Source organism: Nesterenkonia sp. E16_10, from assembly GCF_017347085.1.
Taxonomy (GTDB): domain Bacteria; phylum Actinomycetota; class Actinomycetes; order Actinomycetales; family Micrococcaceae; genus Nesterenkonia.
In genome coordinates, this window is sequence record NZ_JADPSA010000021.1 from 1 (window position 1) to 21,365 (window position 21,365).

The window sequence follows — 21,365 nt, forward strand, 5'->3', positions numbered from 1 at the left end:
CCGACTGCAGGCCGCGCCGGTCAGGCACCGCCGCCGGTCAGGCGCGGCCGCCCAGGGACCGGATGTGCTCGGGCAGCCGATCATGGGATCCATACATGAAATGGTTCTCCATGCGCTCGGAATAGCGGCTGGCCTCGGTGCTGCGACCCACCGCCTCGGCGGTCTCTCGGATATGCATCGGCGAGGCCCCGCAGCAGACGCCCAGGTAGTTGATCCCCAGGTCGTAGGTCTGCTTGGCGAACGCGCCGATCTCATAGCGATTGCTGAACAGCGGATCCAGCGCGGTCGGGAAGGTCCGGCCGTGCGGGGAGGGCACGCCGGCGCGGACATCGGAGAGGTTGAAGAAGGTGGGCTCGCTCGGGGTGGTGCGGTAGGGCACCGGAAGCGCGGCCACGTGACAGGAGACCGTCTCCCGGATCTGGCGCAGCCAGGGCAGCATGGTCTCAGGTCCGCGGAAGCAGTTGAGTCCGACGACGTCGGCTCCGGCCTGCTCCAGGCGCTGAGCGGTCTCGACCACGCCGGGCCCGTCGGCCATCTCCTCGAAGGCCATGGGCGCCAGGGTGAGCACCACCGGCAGCCCGGAGGACCGGGCCACCTCGAGGGCCGCGAGCGCTTCGCCGGCGTAGTAGAAGGTCTCGCCGATGATCAGGTCCGCGCCCTCCTCCGCCGCCCAGCCGACCATCTCCTCGAACATGCCGCGGACCTCGTTCTGGCGCTGCATGTCCGCGGGGTCCCAGATGTTGGTGTTGGAGATGTTTCCCGCCACGAGGTCTCCGGGCCGGGAGTCGGCGACCTCGCGGGCGATGCGCAGGGCGGCCCGGTTCAGCGGCTCGAGCAGGTCCTCCTTGCCGATCACGCGCATCTTCTCGCGGTGCCCGTTATAGGTGAAGGCCTCGACGATGTCAGAGCCGGCATGTTGGAAGTCCCGGTGCAGCGCGCGCAGCGCGTCCGGGTTCTCCAGCGCCACCTCGGGCACGAACTCACCGGCGGTGAGGTAGCCGCGCCGCTCGAGCTCGAAGAGGAATCCCTCGGCGCAGATGACCGGGCCTGCATCGAGGCGGTCGGTGAGCGGGTTGGCGGCCATGGGAGCTCCTTCGGTGACGGTGTCGAGCTGCATTGTTCCTCGATATTGAGTGAACAATTGAACTTAATGCATCGATTGCGCCGATCTTACCGCACTGTGCGGGCGGGGCCTAGGCGTTGAGGTCGTCGAACTGGGAGTGACTCGGCCGCAGCCGCCCGCCGGAGGTGGCGCCGTAGACGTGGACGTCGCCGAGCAGGGTCCAGCCCAGGAACTCGTAGAGCTCCCGACCATCCCCGGTGGCCACGAGCAGACCCTCTTCGACGTCGTGCTCGTGGGCGATCGCGATCAGTGCGCGGGTCACAAAGGTGCCCAGGCCCTGGCGGCGGTAGTCGTGGTTGGTGAAGATCCGGTCCAGGATCGCGTAGTGCCCCACGGTCGCGACCCGGCCTCGGGCGGCGATCGTGTCCCCGTCACGCACGGTGAAGCGGGTCCAGCCGTCGTGGTCCTCACGAGTGGTGGTGTAGCCCTCCGGCGTGATCGGGTCCTCCACGTCCTGGGTGTCCATGTCCACGACCATCAGCTTCTCTTCATCGCTGATCAGCTGCAGTCCGTCCACCGGGTTCTGGCTCAGCGACTCGGCGCCGGGTTCCGCGATCACGGTCAGCAGCCGGGCAGAGTCCTTCGCGACGGCGGCGGCGATCTTGCGCAGATCGGTGTCCTGCGGGGAGTACAGCACGTACTCCCACTCATCGGAATCCCCGGAGCGCAGAGCGGAGTGGACGTTGCCCTCGTGCTGGACGTCGTATTCGTGAGTTCGCGCCCATCCGGTTACCCAGTGGCGGACAAGGTCATCGCTGAGCTCAGAAGTCATAGTCCGACCATACAAAGAAAAAGCAGCGCACCGTGAGAGGACAGGACAACGAGTTCATAAAGATGTTGTTCAGAACTACCCTTGAGAGGTGAGCATGTCCCGGATCGTCCTCTATTACGCCTTCACCCCCCTCGCAGATCCCGAGGCGGTGAAGCTCTGGCAGCACACGCTCTGCCGGGAACTCGGCCTCAGGGGCCGCATCCTGATCTCCCCACAGGGGATCAACGGCACCGTCGGCGGAGACATCAACGCGGTCAAGCAGTACGTGAAGCAGACCAGGGCCTACGCCCCGTTCCGTCAGCTGGCCTTCAAATGGTCCGAGGGCGGGGCGGAGGACTTCCCCCGGCTCTCGGTCAAGGTCCGCCCCGAACTGGTGGCCTTCGGTGTGCCCGAGGAGATCGAGGTCGATGCGCAGGGCGTCGTCGGCGGCGGCGAGCACCTGCAGCCGCAGCAGGTCCATGACCTCGTCGAGGCGAAGCGGGCCCAGGGTGTGGAGGTGGCCTTCTTCGACGGCCGCAACGCCATGGAGGCGCAGATCGGGAAGTTCAAGAACGCCGTGGTCCCGGAGACCGAGACCACCCGCGACTTCATCGCTGAGCTGGACTCCGGGCGATACGACCACCTCAAGGGCCAGCCGGTGGTCACCTACTGCACCGGAGGGATCCGCTGCGAGGTGCTCTCGGCGCTGATGCGTCGGCGCGGCTTCGAAGAGGTCTACCAGATCGACGGCGGGATCGTGCGCTACGGAGAGACCTTCGGCGATCAGGGGCTCTGGGAGGGCGAGCTCTACGTCTTCGACTCCCGGATGAACACCCGGTTCTCCCCGGAGGCGAAGACCATCGGAGAATGCAGCTGCTGTGCCAGCCCCACCAGCTCCTTCTATAACTGTATGGATCGGGGCTGTTCCACGCTGGCGCTCTACTGCGAGGACCACCGCCACATCCCGGAGACCACCCGGTGCGCGAACTGTCAGGCCCGGCTGGAGCAGGACCCGTCCGACCCCAACACCGGCGCCCTGGGCAAGGTGCGGCGCGGATGAGTCCCGCACAGCACCAGCCCGCGATCCTGCCCGCCCCGGAGTCGGATCCGAAGCTGCTGGCCGCGCTGCGCGCGGATCTGCTCGCCGCACGGTTCACCAATGAACGAATCGCACAGCTGCTGGGCGAGGACGCGCTCGCCGCCCTGCAGCGTGACCAGCCGGTGCCGGCGCAGCTGCGCGTGCATCAGCTGCTGGGCGCCGAGCCGACTCCGGACCCCTGCGCGGTGCTCACCGGACTCTGGCTGCTCGGACTCGAGATCTCCGCCGCGCTGCTGCAGCAGGCCCTGCCCCAGGTCGGCGTCGCGGGCCTGTGCCGGCTGAACCTGGTGCACCCGGCTGCCCCCGGGTCCCCGGAGACCTCGGCGCCCGCGGCAGCGCACGACGGCGAGCGGTACCGTCCCAGCGTGGACCTGCGGCCCTACCAGGCCGAGCAGGCCCACGGGCTGTGCGACCTCTGGGTGGCCAGCGACCTGCCGGCCGCGCAGGTGTCGGGACCGCTGCCTCCCGAGCACGTGCTCGGGATCGGCGGCGCGAGCCTGACCCTGGCGGCGAGCATCCACCGCGCCCCGGTGCGCAGCGCCCTGGAGATCGGGGCCGGCTGCGGCATCCAGCTGCTGCACCTGCTGGACCACGCCGAGCATGTGGTGGCCACCGATCTGAGCCGGCGCGCCCTGGACTTCACCAGGTTCAACCTGGTGCTCAACGCCGCAACGCTGCGCCTGGACCCGAGCGACCTCGGGGCTCGGGTGGAGCTGGTGCAGGGCAGCCTGCTGGAACCGGTGGCCGGGCGCCGATTCGATCTGATCATCTCGAACCCGCCCTTCGTGATCACCCCGCGCCCGAAGCATGAGCAGATCGACGCGCGCTACACCTACCGCGATGGCGGCCGGGCCGGGGATCTGCTCATGGCGGAGCTGATCGCGGCGCTGCCCGAGCATCTCGCCGAGGCTGGGACCGCGCAGCTGCTGGGCAACTGGGAGATCCAGGACCACGCCGCCTGGGACGCGCGCCCGCAGCTCTGGTGCGAGGCGTTCCCCGCGTCGGTCGATGCCTGGTTCATCCAGCGCGACCGGCAGGACAGCGCCGAATATGCCGAGACCTGGCTGCGCGACGCCTCCACCCAGCGCGAGCCGGAGAGCTACCGGCGACGTTATAGGGAGTATCTGGATGACTTCGCCTCCCGCGGGGTGCTCGAGGTGGGCTTCGGGATGATCTTCCTCCGCCGCCGGGCCGCAGCGTCGGGTCCGGAGGCGCCCTGGCGGCGCTTCGAGGAGCTCACCGGCGCCGTGGAGCAGCCGCTGGGTCCGGTCATCGGTGCCACCGCGACCCGAGCAGAGGCCGTGGCCCGGGACCCGCAGGCGGTGCTGGAGGCGGTCCTCACCGTGGCCCCCGATGTCACCGAGGAACGCCATCAGCGTTTCGGTGCCCACCACCCGGAGGTGATCCTCGCACGTCAAGGGTCCGGACTGCGCCGCAGCCGGGCCGTCTCCAGCGCCGCCGCAGGATTTCTGGGCGCCGCCGACGGGGAGTTCCAGGCCTCCGCGCTCACGGCCGCCGTCGCGGCTCTGCTGGCGGAGGAGACCACCGAGCAGGCGGATCTCCAGCAGGCGCTGCGCAGCGAGATCCTGGAGCTCTACCTCGAGGGATACCTCGCAGAGTCTTGATTCCACCGGCCTCGGCGTGTTCTGCTCGCTGATATATTGAGCACTCGACGGCCAGCCCACTGCTGAGCGCCCGAGACCGCACCGCAAGAATTCCCTCAAGGAGATCAGTGCCCGAAGGCAAGAAACTCGTCATCGTCGAGTCCCCGGCGAAGTCCAAGTCCATCGCCAAGTACCTCGGCGATGACTTCATCGTGGACGCTTCCGCCGGGCATATCCGTGACCTGCCACAGCCCTCAGAGCTGCCCACCGAGATGAAGAAGGGCCCGTTCAGCCGGTTCGCGGTGAACCCCGACGACGGCTTCGCGCCCTACTACGTGATCTCTGACTCCAAGAAGAAGAAGGTCACCGAGCTCAAGCGGGCCCTCAAGGACGCCTCGGAGCTCTATCTCGCCACTGACGCCGACCGCGAGGGTGAGGCCATCGCCTGGCACCTGCTGCAGGTGCTCAAGCCCAAGGTCCCGGTCTATCGGATGACCTTCACCGAGATCACCAACGAGGGCATCACCCGCGCCCTGCAGAACGTGCGCCAGATCGACGACGACCTCGTCGACGCCCAGGAGACCCGACGCATCCTGGACCGGCTCTACGGCTACGAGATCTCCCCGGTGCTCTGGCGCAAGGTCGGCAAGGGCCTCTCCGCGGGACGCGTGCAGTCGGTGGCCACCCGCCTGGTGGTCGAGCGCGAACGCGAACGCATGGCCTTCATCCCGGCCGGCTACTGGGACCTCTCCGGCAGCTTCGCCACCGCCGCCGGCGAGGAGTTCACCGCCAAGCTCAACGCCGTGGACGGCGCCCGCGTGGCCACCGGGTCCGACTTCAACGACCGCGGCGAGCTGAAGTCCACCCGCTCCAAGACCGAGGTCAGCGTCTTGGACCGCGAAGCGGCCGAGGCCCTGGCCGAAGGCCTGACCCAGGCGGAGTTCACCGTGGACTCGGTGGAGGACAAGCCCTACTCGCGCCGTCCGCAGCCCCCGTTCATCACCTCGACCCTGCAGCAGGAGGCCTCCCGCAGGCTGCGGTTCTCCTCCCGGGCCACCATGCAGGTGGCGCAGCGGCTCTATGAGAACGGCTACATCACCTATATGCGTACCGACTCGGTGACGCTCTCGAACGAGGCGATCACCGCGGCACGCCGGCAGATCACCGAGCTCTACGGCGCCGACCACGCGCCCTCGAGCCCGCGGTTCTACTCCAAGAAGAACGAGACCGCCCAGGAGGCCCACGAGGCGATCCGACCCTCGGGGGATCACTTCCGCACCCCCGGCCAGGTCGCCAACGAGCTCTCCAAGGATGAGTTCAAGCTCTACGAGCTGATCTGGAAGCGCACCGTCGCCTCCCAGATGGCCGACGCCAAGGGCTTCACCGCCTCCGTGCGGCTCAGCGCCGCCGTCTCCGACGGCCCCAAGGCCGGCACCACCGCCACCTTCGGCGCCTCCGGCACCGTGATCACCTTCCCCGGCTTCCTGGCCGCCTACGAGGAGGTCCGCGAGAGCGGCTCGGAGGAGGACGAGGCCAAGGCCGGCAAGGCCGATAAGCGGCTGCCGAAGATCGAGACCGGCGAGAGCCTGATCGGCCGTGACGTCCAGGCCAAGGGCCATGAGACCACCCCGCCGGCGCGCTACACCGAAGCCACGATCGTCGCCGAGCTGGAGAAGCGCGAGATCGGGCGCCCCTCGACCTACGCCCCGACCATCTCCACGATCATGGACCGCGGCTACGTCACCAAGCGCGGTTCCGCGCTGATCCCGTCCTGGACCGCGTTCAGCGTGATCCGGCTGCTGGAGGAACACTTCGGCAAGTATGTGAACTACGACTTCACCGCCCGGATGGAAGAGGACCTGGACCAGATCGCGCGCGGCGAGCTCCAGCGTGAGGCCTGGCTGCAGGGCTTCTACTTCGGGGCCAAGGACGGCGTCGACGGACTCAAGCATGTGGTGGAGAACCTCGGGGAGATCGACGCCCGAGCGATCAACTCCATCGAGATCGCCCCCGGGGTGAACCTGCGGGTGGGCCGCTACGGTCCCTACCTGGAGCGCCCCAACCCCGACGGCGTCGTCAACGCCGAGGGTGAGCTGGAGCCCCAGCGCGCCAACCTGCCCCAGGACCTGGCTCCCGACGAACTCACCGCCGCCAAGGCGGAGGAGCTCTTCGAGCAGGCCCAGTACTCCGGACGGGTGCTCGGCACCGATCCTGAGAACGGACGCGAGATCGTGGCCAAGGACGGCCGCTACGGGCCCTATGTCACGGAGATCATCGAAGAGATGACCGAGGCGCAGCTCGAAGAGCACATGAACTCGCTGCCGACCGAGTACTACAAGAACGGCAAGCCCAAGCCGAAGAAGAAGCCGGCCAAGGAGAAGCCTCGCACCGGTTCGCTGCTCTCCGACATGACCCTGGAGACGGTGACGCTCGAGCAGGCCCTGCGGCTGCTCTCGCTGCCCCGAGTGGTCGGCACCGACGAGGACGGCGAGGAGATCACCGCGCAGAACGGCCGGTTCGGCCCGTATCTGAAGAAGGGCTCCGACTCCCGCTCGCTGGAGACCGAGGAGCAGATGTTCAGCATCACCCTCGAGGAGGCGAAGGCCATCTACGCCCAGCCCAAGCAGCGTGGGCGCCGGGCGGCGGTTCCCCCGCTCGCCGAGTTCGGCGCCGATCCCACCTCGGAGAAGCAGGTGGTGGTCAAGGACGGCCGCTTCGGGCCCTACGTCACCGACGGTGAGACCAATGTGACCGTCCCGCGCAGCGTCTCCCTGGAGACGCTGACCAAGGAGCACGCCTACTCGCTGCTGGCGGAGAAGCGCGCCGCCGGACCCAAACAGCCCGGAACGACCAAGCGGGCGACCAAGAGCACGGCGAAGAAGTCTCCGGCCAAGAAGCCCGCCGCGAAGAAGGCTCCGGCCAAGAAGACCACCGCGAAGACCGGATCCTAGTCAAGGAGTCACCTGATGCGTCTCGGCGTGCTGGATATCGGTTCGAACACCGTGCACCTGTTATTGGTGGATGCTCACCTCGGGGCCAAGCCCGAGGCATTCGCCTCCCATAAACGACCCCTGTCCCTGGTCAAGCACCTGGACGACCAAGGCGCGATCACCGAGCAGGGACAGCAGGAGCTCATCGGGTTCATCGCCGAGGCCGCCCGGTTCGCCGCGCGGCACCGAGCCGAGGACCTGCTCTCCTTCTGCACCTCCGCGCTGCGCGAGGCCGCCAACGGCGAATCGGTGCTGCAGCGGGTCATCGCCGAGACCGGAGTGGAGCTCACCGAGCTCACCGGCGCCCAGGAGTCGGCGATGACCTTCTTCGCGGCACGGCGCTGGCGCGGCTGGAGCGCCGGGGACATCTTGAACTTCGACATCGGCGGGGGCTCCTTCGAGATCGCCTATGGGCGCGACGAGCTGCCCGCCACCGCTGTCTCGCTGCCGCTGGGCGCCGGACGGCTCACCCGTGACTGGCTCGGCGAGGACCCACCCAGCAAGGATGAGGTCAAGGCGCTGAAGAGCTATGTGCGCGAAGAGCTGGAGGCGGCGCGCCGCGAGTTCCCGGCCCTGAGCGGACACACCGAGGTGCTCGCCACCTCGAAGACCTTCCGTTCGCTGGCCCGGATGACCGGGGCCGCGCCCTCCGCCGAGGGCCCCTATGTGCCGCGCAGCCTGCGCCATGCCGAGCTCAAGCCGCTGGTCAAGAGCCTCTCCTCGATGAGCGCCGCGGAACGCGCCGAGCTGCCCGGCGTCTCCGCGCTGCGCGCTCGGCAGGTCTTCGCCGGAGCGCTGGTCGCGGAGCAGGCGATGAAGGTCTTCGGCATCGAGACCTTGCAGATCTGCCCCTGGGCACTGCGCGAGGGACTGATCCTGCGCCGGCTCGACTCCCTGGTCCGCGAGGGTGCCGTCGCGGTGCCCACCGCGCCCGGGGTCGGACACGTCAATCTCGGCCGTGAGCTGCGCAAACCCTCCCGCGGCGAGGTCCCCGGCGGCCGCGCCCTCGCGACGGCGGCGGTGGAACATGCCAGCTGAGGACAGGCCCGCCGACGAGGTCCAGCCGCGCCCACCCCACGAGCTGCCCCGGATCCCCGTCGCGCTCTCCACCTCCTCGGTCTACCCGATGGGAGTCGCCGAAGGGTTCTCCATCGCCGAGGACCTCGGCTATGACGGCATGGAGGTCATGGTCACCCATCGCGGAGACTCCCAGCAGGCCTCCACGCTGAACGAGCTCTCCTGGCGCTTCGGCCTGCCGGTCATGGCCATCCACGCCCCCACGCTGCTGCTCACCCAGCAGGTGTGGGGCTCCGCCTGGGACAAGCTCAAGCGCAGCGCCGCCCTCGCCCAGGAGGTGGGCGCCGGCGTCGTCGTCGCGCACCCGCCCTTCCGCTGGCAGGTCGGCTACGCGGAGGGCTTCGCCGAGGGCATCAGCAAGCTGGAGGAGGAGACCGGAGTGGTCTTCGCCGTGGAGAACATGTACCCGTGGCGGGCCGGCGGTCGCGAAGCCACCATGTACCTGCCGCACTGGGACCCGGTGGATCAGCCCTACCCCCACGTCACCTGGGACTTCTCGCACGCGGCCACGGCCGAGGCGGACTCCCTCGAGGCGGTCACCGCGCTGGGGCAGCGACTGCGCCACGTACATCTGACCGACGGCTGGTCCAACGGGTTCAAGGACGACCACCTGATCCCCGGTCAGGGCGAGCAGCGTGTGGCCGAGGCCATGGACCTGCTGGCTCGGCCCGACTTCGCGGAGACCGGCTTCAACGGCGTGGTCGCCGTGGAGGTGGCCACCCGCACCGCCCGCAACGTCGGGGACCGGGAGCGCTGGCTCGCCGAGTCCCTGGCCTTCGCCCGCAAGCACCTCGGCCAGGAGTGACGATGTCCACCAGCACCAGCACCAGCACCAGCACTAGCACCAGCAGTCCCGCGTCGCCGCAGATCGCGATGCTCGGCCTCGGCTCGATGAACGGGGCGATCCTGGCGGGCCTGCTGGCCTCCGCGGTGGCTCCGGAGCAGGTCCGCGCCACCACGCGCAGCGCCGCCACCGCGGCGCAGCGCGCGCAGCAGTACGGGATCACCGTGCATGCCGAACAGGACGACGCCGAGGCCAACCGCAGCGCCGTGGGAGACGCCGACGTCGTCTTCCTCGGGGTCAAGCCGCATGGCATCGTCGGGCTGGCCGCGGAGATCGCCGATGCGCTGAAGCCGGGAGCCGTGGTGGTCTCCGTGGCCGCCGCGATCAGTGTGGACATGATCGAAGCGGCCCTGCCGCAGGGCCAGCCGGTGATCCGTTCCATGCCGAACACACCGCTCTCGGTGGGCCTCGGCGTGGTCGGACTGGTCCCGGGCACCCATGCCAGCGCCCAGGACACCGAGACCGTGGCCCGGCTGCTCGGGGCCAGCGGCGCCGTGCACGTGATCGAGGAGTCCCAGATCGACGCGCTCACCGGGATCTCCGGCTCCGGACCGGCCTACGCCTTCTACCTCGCAGAGCAGATGGCCGAAGCCGGCGTGCAGCTGGGCCTGGATCGGGCGCTGGCCGCTGATCTTGCCGCGCAGACCATCTACGGCGCCGGGAAGATGCTGGTGGCGCACCAGACCGCGGGCACCAACGATGCCGCCGGGCTGCGCCGAGCCGTGTGCTCGCCCAACGGCACCACCGAACGCGCCATCCACGCCCTCGACGAACACGGCCTGCCCGCCGCGGTGCAGGCCGCCGTCAACGCCAGCGCGCACCGCTCCGCGGAGATCACCGATGAGCTCCGCCGCGCGGACTGAGCCCGGCGGGGCCCGCCGGGGAGGTCCCGGGAGCTACCTGAAGCGCTGGATGGGCCGGCTGACCCGCACCTCCCCGGCGCGGGCGGCGATGCTGATCTTCGGGGTGACCATCGCGGTGTTCGCCTCGCTGCTGAACATGCCCTGGGCCACGGCCTCAGGTTCCTCCGCGGCGTTCCACGAGGCGCTCTTTGTGGCCACCTCGGCCGTCACGGTGACCGGTCTGACCCCGGTGAACACCGCGGAGCACTGGTCCTTCGCCGGTGAACTGGTGATCCTGATCGGCATCCAGGTCGGCGGCCTGGGAATCATCACGATCGCCGCGCTGCTGGCCATCTCGGTGACCCGCAACCTCGGGCTGCGCACCCGGCTCGTCGCCCAGGAGGGCGGCATCTCCACCGGCTCGATGGGGGAGACCGGGCAGGTGATCCGGACGGTGGTCATCTGCTCCGCGGTGGTCGAAGCGATGCTGATGCTGGTGCTGATCCCGCGCTTCATCGTGATCAACGGCGGCGACGTCGCCGCCGGACTGTGGGACGGAACCTTCTACGCGATCTCCGCGTTCAACAACGCCGGCTTCGTGGCGCACGCCGAGGGCTTCGCCGGCTTCGACAACGACCCGGTGGTCATCTGGACCATCATGGTCGGGGTCTTCCTGGGCAGCCTGGGCTTCCCGGTGCTGTTCATGCTCTGGCGCAACCGCTGGCATGTGCGCCGCTGGAGCCTGCACACCAAGCTGACCCTGGAGGTCACGCTGCTGCTGCTGGTCATCGGCGCGGTGCTCTACGGAGTCATGGAGTGGTCCAACAGCTCCACCATCGGGGAGATGAGCCTCGGGGAGAAGCTGCAGAACTCGCTCTTCGCCTCGGTGAACATGCGTTCCGGGGGCTTCTCGGTGGTCGAGTCCAACATGCAGAACTCCGAGACCATGTTGATCTCGGATGCGCTGATGTTCGCCGGCGGCGGCTCGGCATCCACCGCCGGAGGCATCAAGGTCACCACCATCGCGGTGATCTGGCTGGCCTTCCTCGCCGAGGCCCGCGGCGACACCGAGTCCACCGCCCACGGACGCACCATCCCGCCCTCCGCAGTCCGGATCGCGGTCTCGGTGGTGGCCATGGGCGCGACCCTGGTGCTGATCTCCACGGTCTGGCTGATGTACATCACCGGACTCGACATGGGCCGCCCGCTGTATGAGTCCATCTCCGCCTTCGCGACGGTCGGGCTCACCAGCGGGCTCACCGAGGACCTGCCCCCCGAGGGGCTCTACGTGCTCGCGGCGCTGATGTTCGCCGGACGCGTCGGGATCATCACCTTCGCCGCCTCGCTGACCGTGCGCCAGCGCAGCCGGGTCCGGTACCGCTACCCCGAGGGCCGCCCGATGATCGGCTGATCCAGCGTCGCCGAAGGAGCAGGCTCCCGGTGCCATCGGCCAGGCCGAGGGGGTTTACCCTGGAGTCAGCACGTCAGGACTCGGCCCCGCAGGGCCGGGCAGGTTCATTCGCGGAAAAGGACGCATTCGTGGCCAAGCTGAATCCCCAGAGCAACAAGCCGGTCCTCGTCGTGGGGCTCGGCCGTTTCGGCATCGCGCTGAGCAACCAGCTGGTGAGCCAGAACAAAGAGGTCCTCGCCGTGGAGCAGAATCGCGGTCTGGTCCAGAAATACGCAGATATGCTCACCCACGTGGTGGAGGCCGACGCCACGGACATCGAGGCGCTGCGTCAGGTCGGCGCCCAGGAGTTCGACTCCGCCGTCGTGGGAGTCGGCACCTCCATCGAGTCCTCCGTGCTGATCGCGGCCAACCTGGTGGACCTCGGCGTCAGCCAGGTCTGGGCCAAGGCGATCAACCCGACCCACGGCAAGATCCTGACCAGGATCGGGTGTCACCACGTGATCTACCCCGAGCACGACGCCGGCGTGCGCGCCGCACATCTGGTCTCAGGTCAGATGCTGGACTTCATCAAGTTCGACGACGACTTCGCCATCGTGAAGATGCGCCCGCCGCGCGAGCTGCACGGCAAGACCATCGACCAGTGCCAGCCGCGCAGCCGGCACAAGGTCAACGTGGTGGGCGTGAAGTCTCCGGGCAAGGACTTCGTCTACGCCCAGCCCGACACCCTGGTCTCCGCCGGAGACACCATCATCGTCTCCGGAGACGTCTCTCAGCTGGAGTACTTCGCCGACCACGCCTGAGGAGGCCCCCGTGGGAGAACTTCCCGCCGCCGTCGTCTGGGACGAGGCGCTGCTCGAGTACCGCTTCAACTCCGACCACCCCATGAACCCGGTGCGGCTGGAGCTCACCGCGCGGCTCTGCGAGGCGTTCGGCCTGTTCAGCGGCTCGAATGTGCAGATGTTGGAGACCGCTGTCGCCTCCGACGCGGTGCTGGGCACGGTCCACAGCGCGGAGTACATCGCGGCAGTCAAGAACGCCGCCGAGCACGGCCACTCCTCCGAGGACCATGGGCTGGGCACCGAGGACACCCCGGTGTTCAGCGAGATCCACCTGGGCGCCGCCAGGATCGTCGACGGCACCGTGCGGTGCGCCCAGGCGCTGCTCGAGGGCACCGCGGTGCGGGCGCTGAACTTCGCCGGGGGGATGCACCACGCCGCAAGATCCCGAGCCGGCGGCTTCTGCGTCTATAACGACTCCGCGGCGGCTATCGCGCTGCTGCTCGAGCAGGGCACCCGCCGAGTGGTCTACATCGACGTCGACGCCCACCACGGCGACGGCACCCAGGACATCTTCTACGACGACCCGCGGGTGATGACCATCTCGATCCACCAGACCGGCGTCGCGCTCTACCCGGGCACCGGGTTCCCGAACGAGACCGGAGGCCCGGGCGCCGAGGGATCGGCCGTGAACATCGCACTGCCAGAGACCACCGGCGACGCCGGCTGGCTGCGCGCCTTCCACGCCGTCATCCCGCAGCTGGTGGCCGCCTTCGAACCCGAGGTCATCGTCTCCCAGCACGGCTGTGACTCACACCGGGAGGACCCGCTGTCTGACCTGCAGCTCAGCGTGGACGCCCAGCGCCAGAGCGCCCTGGACATCGCGCACCTGGCCGACGAGCACTGCGAAGGGCGCTGGATCGCCACCGGGGGAGGGGGCTACGCGGTGCACACCGTGGTCCCACGCAGCTGGACCCATCTGAGCGGAATCATCGTCGGATCGCCGGTGTCGCTGAAGACCGCGGTGCCCGGCTCCTGGCGGGACTATGTGCGTGAACGCCACCACGTGGAGACGCCCGAGACTATGGGCGACGACGCACAGCTGTGGTGGCGCTCCTGGGAGCTCGGCTACGATCCCTCCGACGCCGTGGACCGCGCGGTGATGCAGACCCGCAAGGAGATCTTCCCGCTCTACGGGCTGGACCCCTGGTTCGACTGAGTCTGACCTGATCCGCGGAGACGGGCCTGACCTGTTGAGACTGACCTGACCTGCCGAGACTAGCCTCGGTCCCCGATTCTGTGCCAGCACTGCCTTGCGGCTACACTGTTCCGAGACCTTTTTCTCGTTGTTTACCTACAGACAAGGACTGCACCCCATGGGCTCAGTGATCAAGAAGCGCCGCAAGCGCATGGCGAAGAAGAAGCACCGCAAACGTCTGCGGAAGACTCGTCACCAGCGCCGCAACAAGAAATAAGAGTTCTTGTCAGCGTGAAGAAACCCCGGCAGCCAGCAGGCGGCCGGGGTTTCTTCGTCCCACCCGGAGGGTCCCGAGCGAAGGAGAAGGCGTGAGCCGGTCAGTCGAGGTTGAAGTACTCATCAAGCAGGGGTGTCACCTGTGCGAAGATGCCGTGGCGGTGGCACGAGAGGTCTGTGCGGAGTTCCCGGTGCCGCTTCTCGAACACGACATCACCGAGAAGCCGGAGCTGCTGGCCAGCTTCGCCGAGGAGATCCCGGTGCTGCGGATCAACGGTCAGGTCAAGGACTTCTGGCGGATCGACCCGCAGCGGCTGCGCCGGCTGCTGCGGGAGGCCCTGGCGGACTCCTGACGTGGGTGCGCGGCGTCGCCGCAGTCCGCCGAGCGGCGCGGCAGAACGCGAGCATATACAGAGAGGGCCCGCTTCCAAGGAAGCGGGCCCTCTCTGTATATGCTGCGTGGGTCAGTGGCTGTCGTCGTCCGGGTCGTGGTGCGCCGCGCCGCTGCCCCAGGTGTCGGGACCATGCTCGAGGTGCTCGGTCATGGACTCGTCGAAGCCGTCGGGGAGCAGGTCACGGTACTCCGGGAGCACGCCGTCGAAGACCGAGGCCATGACCTGCTTGGACTCGCCGTCCACGCTGACGGTGATCTCGTGCATCTCGCCGGGATCGCCCTGGAAGGACTCGACGACGAGCTCCTCGTCGAGTTCCAGGGAGACCTTCTCCCCCGCTGGGAGGTTCGCGGAGAATGTCTCGCCGTCGACATCGAGCTCCACCTCGGCGTCTTCGGTGCCGCTGTTGATGATCGAACCCATCGCCCGCGCGGGATTGCCGGCCGCATCGGTGATGAAGGCCATATGGCGGAACTGCACATCCCCGACGTCGGCCCGGGTGCCGTCGGAGGCGGCGTACTGCTGGGTGGTGGCCTGGTAGTTGACGGCGCTGCAGCCGCTGGCGCCCAGGAGTGCGGCGGCAGCCACGGAGACCGCTGCCAGGCGGCGGGTCTTATCAGCTGAGAACTTCACGTGGAGAGTCTCCTCACGGGCTTGGAGCGATGCGGATCAGCTCCAGGGTACGCGGTCTGGGACCCGGGAGATTGGCGTGCAGCGCAGATGTCGTCCACGTCAGCGGAGAAGTCTCTGCTCACGTGATGGTCTGATCTGGGGCTAATTCTACAGGATGTCGAAATCCGATGGCGGCGCACCCTATGTCGTGACGCCGGAGCGGATCCGGAGCGACACGCGGAGGCAATTGTGACGCGTGATAAACTTGAGTCCGGGAAAGGGGAATCATTACATGAATTTTGAGGTCGGCGAGACGGTCGTATACCCGCACCACGGTGCTGCGACGATCGAAGAAGTGAAGACCCGCACCATTCGGGGCGAAGAGAAGATGTACCTCAAGCTTCGGGTCTCCCAGGGAGATCTGACGATCGAGGTGCCGGCAGACAACGTCGATCTGGTCGGCGTTCGCGATGTCGTCGGTGCAGAAGGTCTGGAGCACGTCTTCGACGTGCTGCGTGCCGAGTACACCGAAGAGCCCACGAACTGGTCACGCCGGTACAAGGCGAATCTCGAGAAGCTCGCCTCCGGTGACGTGAACAAGGTCGCCGAGGTCGTGCGCGACCTGTGGCGGCGCGAGAACGACCGCGGGCTTTCCGCGGGCGAGAAGCGCATGCTCGCCAAGGCCCGGCAGATCCTGGTCTCGGAGCTGGCGCTTGCGAAGAAGCTTGACGAGGAAGAGGCCGCGAAGCTTCTGGACGAGATCCTCGATCAGGCCCCGACTCCGGCAGAGCCAGAGAAGGTCGCAGAGTAGAGATGAGCCAGGTGGGACCACAGGTCGCACCGGCAGCCACAGATGCTCCAGCAGGAGCACCGTCGATGAGTCGCCCGGACGCCGGGACAGGGAAACCTGTCACAGCGCGCCGGGCGCTCATCGTTGTGGCGGCCGGCAGCGGAGAACGGCTGGGACACGGACGGCCCAAGGCCTGCGTGGATCTGGGCGGACGCCCGATCCTCTCCCACGTGATGGAGCGCCTGCACGGGCTGGCCCAGGGCCTGCCGACACAGGACCCCGCGCACCAGGCCGGAGCGGATCGCGGACTGGACGCCGTGGTGCTGGTGCTGCCCTCGGACCAGGTCAGCTACGACCAGCTGGCCACGGTGGGCGAGCAGTTCAGCGCCGCCACCGGCGTGCCGGTGCACCGCACCCGCGGCGGAGGCAGTCGATCCGCCTCGGTGCGCGCCGGGATCCGAGAGCTGCTGCGCGCCGCGGCGGCAGACTGGGACCCGGCACGCACCACCGTGCTGATCCAGGATGCGGCCCGCGCCATGACCCCCGAGGCGGTCTACTCCCGGGTCTTCACCGCTGTGGAGGCCGGCGCCGCCGCCGTCGTCCCGGCTCTGCCGGTGACCGACACCATCAAGCGGGTGCATCCTGAGCCGCTCGCGACGCCCGGCGCCGAACGCGTCGCCGAGACCGTGCCGCGCTCCTCGCTGCGCGCCGTGCAGACCCCGCAGGGATTCACGCTCGAGCTGCTGCAACGGGCCTTCGACTTCATCGGCGACCTCCCCGACGCCCAGGCCGAGGCCCTGACCGACGAGGCCATGATCGCCGAGGCCATGGGGGTCGAGGTCACTGTGGTCCCTGGTTCCCAGAGCGCCTTGAAGATCACCACCGCCGAGGATCTCGCCGCCGCCCAGGCGACGCTGGCTCAGCGCGAGACACCCGCCCCGGAGAGGCCGGTGCTGCCGCGGGTGGGAATCGGCCACGACGTCCATGCCTTCGCCCCCGCGCAGGAGCCCCGGGACCTCTGGCTCGCCGGCTTGTTCTGGCCCGGCCAGCAGGGTCTGACCGGACATTCCGACGGCGACGCCGTGGCGCACGCCTGCTGCGACGCGCTGTTCAGTGCCGCGGGCCTCGGAGACCTGGGGGTGCACTTCGGCGCTGACACCATCGGCACCGCGCGCCCAGAGCTCGAGGGCGCCTCCGGGGCGCGGCTGCTCGCCGAGGCCGCACGCATCCTGGAGGCGGAAGGCTTCGGCATCGGATCCATCGCGGTGCAGTTCGTGGCGAAGCGGCCGAAGTTCGGTCCGCGACGCGAAGAGGCCCAGCAGGTGCTCAGCGCGGCAGCCGGAGCGCCGGTCGCGATCAGTGCCACGACCTCGGACGGACTCGGCTTCACCGGTCGCGGCGAGGGCATCCTGGCCACGGCAACCGCCGTGATCTACACGATCTGAACCGAGGACCGGATAGGCTGATCGCGTGGCACTGCGACTTTATGACACCAAGACGGCGACCGTGCGAGATTTCGAGCCCCTCGAGCCGGGCAGGGTGTCCCTGTACTACTGCGGCGCCACCGTCCAGGGGAGACCCCACGTGGGCCACGTGCGATCGGCAGTGGCCTTCGACATCTTGATCCGTTGGCTCGAACACAGCGGCCTCGATGTGCTCAGCGTCCGCAACGTCACCGATATCGACGACAAGATCCTGGAGAAGTCGGCGCTCTCCTACCTGCCCGAGCACATCCCGAGCCCGGACTACCCCGCACGGGAGCCCTGGTTCGCACTGGCCTACCGCTTCGAGCAGGCCTTCCACCAGGCCTACGACGCACTCGGGGTCAAGCGCCCGCGCTACGAGCCGCGTGCCACCGGGCACATGACCGAGATGTTCGCGCTGATCCAGCGACTGATCGACGCCGACCACGCCTACCCCGCCCAGGACGGCTCCGGTGACGTCTACTTCGACGTCCGCTCCTGGCCGCGCTATGGGGAGCTCACCCATCAGCGGGCCGAGGACATGCAGGACGCCGCCGACGCCGATGCTCGCGGCAAGCGCGACCCGCGCGACTTCGCGCTGTGGAAGGGCCACAAGGCCACCGACCCGGAGACCGCGCGCTGGGACGCCCCCTGGGGCGCCGGCCGGCCCGGTTGGCACGTGGAGTGCTCGGCGATGGCGACCAAGTACCTGGGCAGCCGCTTCGACATCCACGGCGGGGGCCTGGACCTGCGCTTCCCGCACCACGAGAACGAGCTGGCCCAGTCCGGCGCCGCCGGCGACGACTTCGCCCGGTTCTGGCTCCATAACGGGATGGTCACCTACGCCGGGGAGAAGATGTCCAAATCCCTGGGCAACACCATCGCCCCGGAGGAGATGCTCAGTGCCGCCCGGCCACGCGCCGTGCGCTACTTCCTGGGACAGGCCCACTACCGCTCCCAGCTGGACTACCGCCCGACCTCGCTCCAGGAGGCCCAGGCCGCCGTCGAACGTATCGAGACCTTCCTGAGCCGTGCGGCCGAGGCCCTCTCCGGCCAGCGTCGTGATTCCCAGGATGCCGTCCCGGAAGCCTTCAGCGCCGCGATGAACGATGACCTCAATGTCCCTCAGGCGCTGGCGGTGCTCCACGAGACCGTCCGGGCGGGCAACATCGCTCTCGACGCCGAAGACCCCGAGCAGCTCGCGCGCAGCGCCGGCGCCGTGAGCACCATGGTGCAGGTGCTGGGGCTCAGCGATGTCCCCGAGGCGGGGGCCGCCGGCGGTTCCGAAGCTGAGGCCGCGCTGGGCGAACTCATCGAGGCGCTGCTCACCGATCGCGTGGAGGCCAAATCCGTGAAGGACTACGCCCGCGCCGACGCTGTCCGCGACCGGCTCACCGCAGCCGGAATCGCGCTGGAAGACTCCAAAGATGGAACTCGTTGGGCGCTTGCCCGGGCGAGTTCGACCACCAGCCCCGACACCGGGGCCAGGAAAGGCTGAACATGGGACAAGATTCACGGCCGAAATCGGCTGCGATCCGCAGAGAGAAGAAGGGCCCGCAGACCGGGTCCGGAGGTCAGGGTCGGCGCGCGCTGCGCGGGAAGGGACCCACGCCCAAGGCAGAGGACCGGGTCTACCACAAGGCGCACCGGCAGAAGATGCTCGCCGATCGGGCAGCCACGAAGACCAGCAGCAACCAGCCCCGCCAGCGCGGCTCCGGCTTCGGTGCCGAGGACATGGTCGCCGGACGCAACTCCGTGCTTGAGGCGCTGCGCGAACGCGTCCCGGCGAAGGAGCTGCATGTCGCCACCGACGTGGAATCCGACGGCCGCGTCCGAGAGGCGCTGCAGTTCGCCGCAGAAGCCGGCGTCCGGGTCCGCGAGGTCACCCGCCGGCAGCTGGACAACTCCACCGGAGGTGCGGTCCACCAGGGTCTGGCGCTGCAGCTCGAGCCCTACGACTACATCGACGCGCTGGAGCTGGCCGAGAACGAGCTGGAGCGCGCGGCCAAGGGCCACATCCCGCACCAGCCGCTGTTCCTGGCCTGTGACTCGATCACCGATCCGCGCAACCTCGGCGCGATGCTCCGCGCCGCCTCGGCCTTCGGCGCCCATGGGGTGCTGATCCCCGAACGTCGCAGCGCCGGAGTGACCGCCACGACCTGGAAGACCTCCGCCGGAGCCGCAGCGCGGATCCCGGTGGCCCGGGCGAAGAACCTGACCCAGACGCTGAAGGAGGCGAAGCAGCTGGGCTTCTTCGTGCTGGGGCTCGACGGCGACGGCGACATCTCGCTGCAGAACATCGAGCTCGCCCAGGAGCCGGTCATCATCGTGGTCGGCTCGGAGGGCAAGGGCCTCTCCCGCCTGGTCCGTGAGACCTGCGACCAGATCGTCTCGATTCCGATCAGCTCCGCCACCGAATCGCTCAACGCCTCCATGGCGGTAGGGATCAGCCTCTACGAGATCGCGATGCGACGCCAGGGGGCACGGCAGTAATATGGCGAGCTTCCGAGGCGAGGAACAACCAGGATTCCGAGACCTGGTCGGCACCTGGCTGTCCCAACAGTCCTGGTTCCGCGCCGCACCAGGTCGCCGGGTGATCACCCGCGTCGGCGGTCTGCGGCTCCCCGCCCCGGAAGGGGACCCTGATCAGGGTCTGCGCCTGGAGCTGCACATCATCCAGGTGGACCACGCCGCCGGACAGGCGCGCGTGGCCGTCCCGATGGCGCTGCGCAGCCGTCCCTCGGCGCTGGCCGGCAAGACCGCGTTCATCGGTCGCCTCAGCGCGGCCGCCGGAGACCTCTGGGTCTACGACGGCGCCCGCGATCGAGCCTTCCTCGCGGCCTGGCACGAGATGGCGCGCCGCGGACAGGGCAGTCGCAACGGCCGGTCCCGAGGGGAGGCCTTCGCCGAGTTCAACACCTGGCCCGCATTCCCTGCCAAGCTGCAGCGCACCCCCTTGGATGCGCCGGCCCCGGCGGTGGTGCGCACCGCGGTGACCGTCGAGGGTGGACCGGAGGAGACCTCCAAGACCCTGGTCGACTTCATCCGCCGTCCGGACCAGCATCGCCCCGAGGCTCTGGACACGGTGCTGCAGCTGAGCAGGAATGGCAGCCGCACCGTGGCACGAGTCCTGGGCGTGGTCACGGGCAGCTGGCCAGAGCCGCACCCGGTCAGCGGAGATCCCCAGTGGGTCACCGGTGATCTCGGGATCATCCGCGAGGTCTCCATCAGCGGCGCACCAGCAGCGGCGCGGGCCCGCGCCGCGCTGGCGGAAGGATCAGACTTCCTCCCCGAGGCCACCGCGCTGGGTCGCACCCTGGGTGACTTCCACGCCGACCTCGCCGGAACCTTCGGGGCACACCCGCAGACCGCCGCGCAGCTCGACACCAGCAACGACCAGGCCGCCACGGTGTTGGAACAGGCATGGACGAAGGTGCGCGAAGACTCCGATCAGACCGCGACTCCCGAGCTGGGGGACCTCATAGACCGCCTGGGCACGGCGCTGCGCAGCGCCGACCAGGTGATGGACCTGCAGAAGATCCATGGGGACCTGACCCTTGAACGACTCCGCCAGCACGAGACCGGCTGGATCATCGACGAGGACGGCGGGATGATCGATCACGCCCAGCCGCAGCGCGACGTGCTCAGCTTGATCACCTCGCTCGCGGAGCTCGTGCGAGAGGTCACCCAAGAGCACTCCGAGGCCGCACCGGCTCAGCCGGAGGTGCCGATCAAGGACCTCGGGCTCTGGTACGAACAGGTGAGCCAGGCAGTTCTTCAGGGCTACCGGGACAGCGATGCCAGCAGTTCGGGAATCGACACCCCCCTCTTCGAGGCTTCCCTGGTCACCGAATCCCTCGAGCTGTTCCACCGCTGGGGCGCCCGATGGGTCCTGCGGCCCTGCCTCTCAGAGCAGCACTAGACCTGATCCGGTAGGCACGAGACCTGATCCGGGCCCCTGGTCCGGGGTGGGATCCCTGAGTTTGCGGGGATCGCGGGGTGTGATGCAGCTCGCACCGGATCTGGTTTGCGGACTGGTCAGGGCGTGTGTAAAGTTCTATCTCGTGCTCAAGGGCGCACAGCGGAAAGCCACGGCGGACCGCGCAAGACCTTGGAC

19 protein-coding genes are annotated in these 21,365 nt (G+C 68.6%); 16 read left to right on the plus strand and 3 right to left on the minus strand.

The genetic code is table 11. The annotated features are described in order from the left end of the window. Positions 1 to 37: 37 nt before the first annotated feature. The gene (locus I2487_RS06265) at positions 38 to 1,084 is read right to left on the minus strand and encodes a homocysteine S-methyltransferase family protein (RefSeq protein WP_207171065.1); all 1,047 of its coding nucleotides are present in this window, start codon (positions 1,082 to 1,084) and stop codon (positions 38 to 40) included. Between the two features lie 109 nt (positions 1,085 to 1,193). Next, entirely contained in the window at positions 1,194 to 1,895 is a 702-nt protein-coding gene (locus I2487_RS06270) for a GNAT family N-acetyltransferase (RefSeq protein WP_207171066.1), read from the minus strand. A gap of 88 nt (positions 1,896 to 1,983) precedes the next feature. On the opposite strand from I2487_RS06270, the gene trhO reads away from it, so the two are divergent. The 11 genes from trhO (at position 1,984) to I2487_RS06325 (ending at position 14,344) form a co-directional block, all read left to right on the plus strand. After that, a complete protein-coding gene (trhO, locus tag I2487_RS06275; protein WP_207171067.1) occupies positions 1,984 to 2,934 on the plus strand; it encodes an oxygen-dependent tRNA uridine(34) hydroxylase TrhO in 951 nt (316 codons plus the stop codon). Then, positions 2,931 to 4,598 (plus strand): DUF7059 domain-containing protein, encoded by a 1,668-nt coding sequence (locus I2487_RS06280; RefSeq protein ID WP_207171068.1) that lies wholly within the window; start codon positions 2,931 to 2,933, stop codon positions 4,596 to 4,598. Before trhO ends, I2487_RS06280 begins: the two co-directional genes overlap by 4 nt. Positions 4,599 to 4,705: 107 nt before the next feature. Then, positions 4,706 to 7,528 carry a type I DNA topoisomerase gene (gene topA / locus I2487_RS06285; RefSeq protein ID WP_345941347.1) on the plus strand — a complete coding sequence of 941 codons (2,823 nt, stop codon included), beginning with the start codon at positions 4,706 to 4,708 and terminating at the stop codon, positions 7,526 to 7,528. Positions 7,529 to 7,543: 15 nt separating this feature from the next. Beyond that, entirely contained in the window at positions 7,544 to 8,605 is a 1,062-nt protein-coding gene (locus I2487_RS06290; RefSeq protein WP_207171069.1) for a Ppx/GppA family phosphatase, read from the plus strand. Continuing rightward, positions 8,595 to 9,449 carry a sugar phosphate isomerase/epimerase family protein gene (locus I2487_RS06295; RefSeq protein WP_207171070.1) on the plus strand — a complete coding sequence of 285 codons (855 nt, stop codon included), beginning with the start codon at positions 8,595 to 8,597 and terminating at the stop codon, positions 9,447 to 9,449. The genes I2487_RS06290 and I2487_RS06295 overlap by 11 nt, the downstream gene beginning before the upstream one ends. Before the next feature lie 2 nt (positions 9,450 to 9,451). Next, the gene (proC, locus tag I2487_RS06300) at positions 9,452 to 10,351 is read left to right on the plus strand and encodes a pyrroline-5-carboxylate reductase (protein WP_207171071.1); all 900 of its coding nucleotides are present in this window, start codon (positions 9,452 to 9,454) and stop codon (positions 10,349 to 10,351) included. After that, a complete protein-coding gene (locus I2487_RS06305; protein ID WP_255545999.1) occupies positions 10,329 to 11,741 on the plus strand; it encodes a TrkH family potassium uptake protein in 1,413 nt (470 codons plus the stop codon). The genes proC and I2487_RS06305 overlap by 23 nt, the downstream gene beginning before the upstream one ends. A gap of 128 nt (positions 11,742 to 11,869) precedes the next feature. Further along, entirely contained in the window at positions 11,870 to 12,541 is a 672-nt protein-coding gene (locus I2487_RS06310) for an NAD-binding protein (RefSeq protein ID WP_207171072.1), read from the plus strand. 10 nt (positions 12,542 to 12,551) lie between these two features. Then, complete coding sequence (locus tag I2487_RS06315) at positions 12,552 to 13,736, plus strand: acetoin utilization protein AcuC (RefSeq protein ID WP_518523703.1); 1,185 nt, start codon at positions 12,552 to 12,554, stop codon at positions 13,734 to 13,736. A 157-nt stretch (positions 13,737 to 13,893) separates the two neighbouring features. Further along, positions 13,894 to 13,992, plus strand: coding sequence for a 30S ribosomal protein bS22 (locus tag I2487_RS06320; protein WP_081652675.1), 99 nt, complete (start codon positions 13,894 to 13,896; stop codon positions 13,990 to 13,992). A 91-nt stretch (positions 13,993 to 14,083) separates the two neighbouring features. Next, positions 14,084 to 14,344, plus strand: a complete 261-nt coding sequence (locus I2487_RS06325) for a glutaredoxin family protein (RefSeq protein ID WP_207171073.1) — start codon at positions 14,084 to 14,086, stop codon at positions 14,342 to 14,344. A 111-nt stretch (positions 14,345 to 14,455) separates the two neighbouring features. Here the strand turns inward: I2487_RS06325 and I2487_RS06330 are convergent, their stop codons facing one another. Beyond that, entirely contained in the window at positions 14,456 to 15,016 is a 561-nt protein-coding gene (locus I2487_RS06330; RefSeq protein ID WP_207171074.1) for a hypothetical protein, read from the minus strand. 271 nt (positions 15,017 to 15,287) lie between these two features. On the opposite strand from I2487_RS06330, the gene I2487_RS06335 reads away from it, so the two are divergent. The 5 genes from I2487_RS06335 to I2487_RS06355 all read left to right on the plus strand — a co-directional run bounded on the left by I2487_RS06335 (position 15,288) and on the right by I2487_RS06355 (position 21,170). Then, the gene (locus I2487_RS06335) at positions 15,288 to 15,806 is read left to right on the plus strand and encodes a CarD family transcriptional regulator (protein ID WP_036477487.1); all 519 of its coding nucleotides are present in this window, start codon (positions 15,288 to 15,290) and stop codon (positions 15,804 to 15,806) included. Between the two features lie 65 nt (positions 15,807 to 15,871). Next, positions 15,872 to 17,230, plus strand: coding sequence for a 2-C-methyl-D-erythritol 2,4-cyclodiphosphate synthase (ispF, locus tag I2487_RS06340; RefSeq protein WP_207171075.1), 1,359 nt, complete (start codon positions 15,872 to 15,874; stop codon positions 17,228 to 17,230). A 25-nt stretch (positions 17,231 to 17,255) separates the two neighbouring features. After that, positions 17,256 to 18,746 carry a cysteine--tRNA ligase gene (gene cysS, locus I2487_RS06345; protein ID WP_207171076.1) on the plus strand — a complete coding sequence of 497 codons (1,491 nt, stop codon included), beginning with the start codon at positions 17,256 to 17,258 and terminating at the stop codon, positions 18,744 to 18,746. Between the two features lie 2 nt (positions 18,747 to 18,748). Further along, positions 18,749 to 19,741: a 23S rRNA (guanosine(2251)-2'-O)-methyltransferase RlmB gene (gene rlmB / locus I2487_RS06350; RefSeq protein WP_207171077.1), complete on the plus strand. Its 993-nt coding sequence runs from the start codon at positions 18,749 to 18,751 to the stop codon at positions 19,739 to 19,741. A 1-nt stretch (position 19,742) separates the two neighbouring features. Beyond that, positions 19,743 to 21,170: a maltokinase N-terminal cap-like domain-containing protein gene (locus I2487_RS06355; protein WP_207171078.1), complete on the plus strand. Its 1,428-nt coding sequence runs from the start codon at positions 19,743 to 19,745 to the stop codon at positions 21,168 to 21,170. Positions 21,171 to 21,365 lie beyond the last annotated feature (195 nt).

Coding starts and splice junctions, on each gene's coding strand:
- I2487_RS06265 (WP_207171065.1), bottom strand. CDS start 1,084: ATGGCCGCCAACCCGCTCACCGACCGCCTCGATGCAGGCCCGGTCATC.
- I2487_RS06270 (WP_207171066.1), bottom strand. CDS start 1,895: ATGACTTCTGAGCTCAGCGATGACCTTGTCCGCCACTGGGTAACCGGA.
- I2487_RS06280 (WP_207171068.1), top strand. CDS start 2,931: ATGAGTCCCGCACAGCACCAGCCCGCGATCCTGCCCGCCCCGGAGTCG.
- I2487_RS06290 (WP_207171069.1), top strand. CDS start 7,544: ATGCGTCTCGGCGTGCTGGATATCGGTTCGAACACCGTGCACCTGTTA.
- I2487_RS06295 (WP_207171070.1), top strand. CDS start 8,595: ATGCCAGCTGAGGACAGGCCCGCCGACGAGGTCCAGCCGCGCCCACCC.
- proC (WP_207171071.1), top strand. CDS start 9,452: ATGTCCACCAGCACCAGCACCAGCACCAGCACTAGCACCAGCAGTCCC.
- I2487_RS06305 (WP_255545999.1), top strand. CDS start 10,329: ATGAGCTCCGCCGCGCGGACTGAGCCCGGCGGGGCCCGCCGGGGAGGT.
- I2487_RS06320 (WP_081652675.1), top strand. CDS start 13,894: ATGGGCTCAGTGATCAAGAAGCGCCGCAAGCGCATGGCGAAGAAGAAG.
- I2487_RS06335 (WP_036477487.1), top strand. CDS start 15,288: ATGAATTTTGAGGTCGGCGAGACGGTCGTATACCCGCACCACGGTGCT.
- ispF (WP_207171075.1), top strand. CDS start 15,872: ATGAGTCGCCCGGACGCCGGGACAGGGAAACCTGTCACAGCGCGCCGG.
- rlmB (WP_207171077.1), top strand. CDS start 18,749: ATGGGACAAGATTCACGGCCGAAATCGGCTGCGATCCGCAGAGAGAAG.
- I2487_RS06355 (WP_207171078.1), top strand. CDS start 19,743: ATGGCGAGCTTCCGAGGCGAGGAACAACCAGGATTCCGAGACCTGGTC.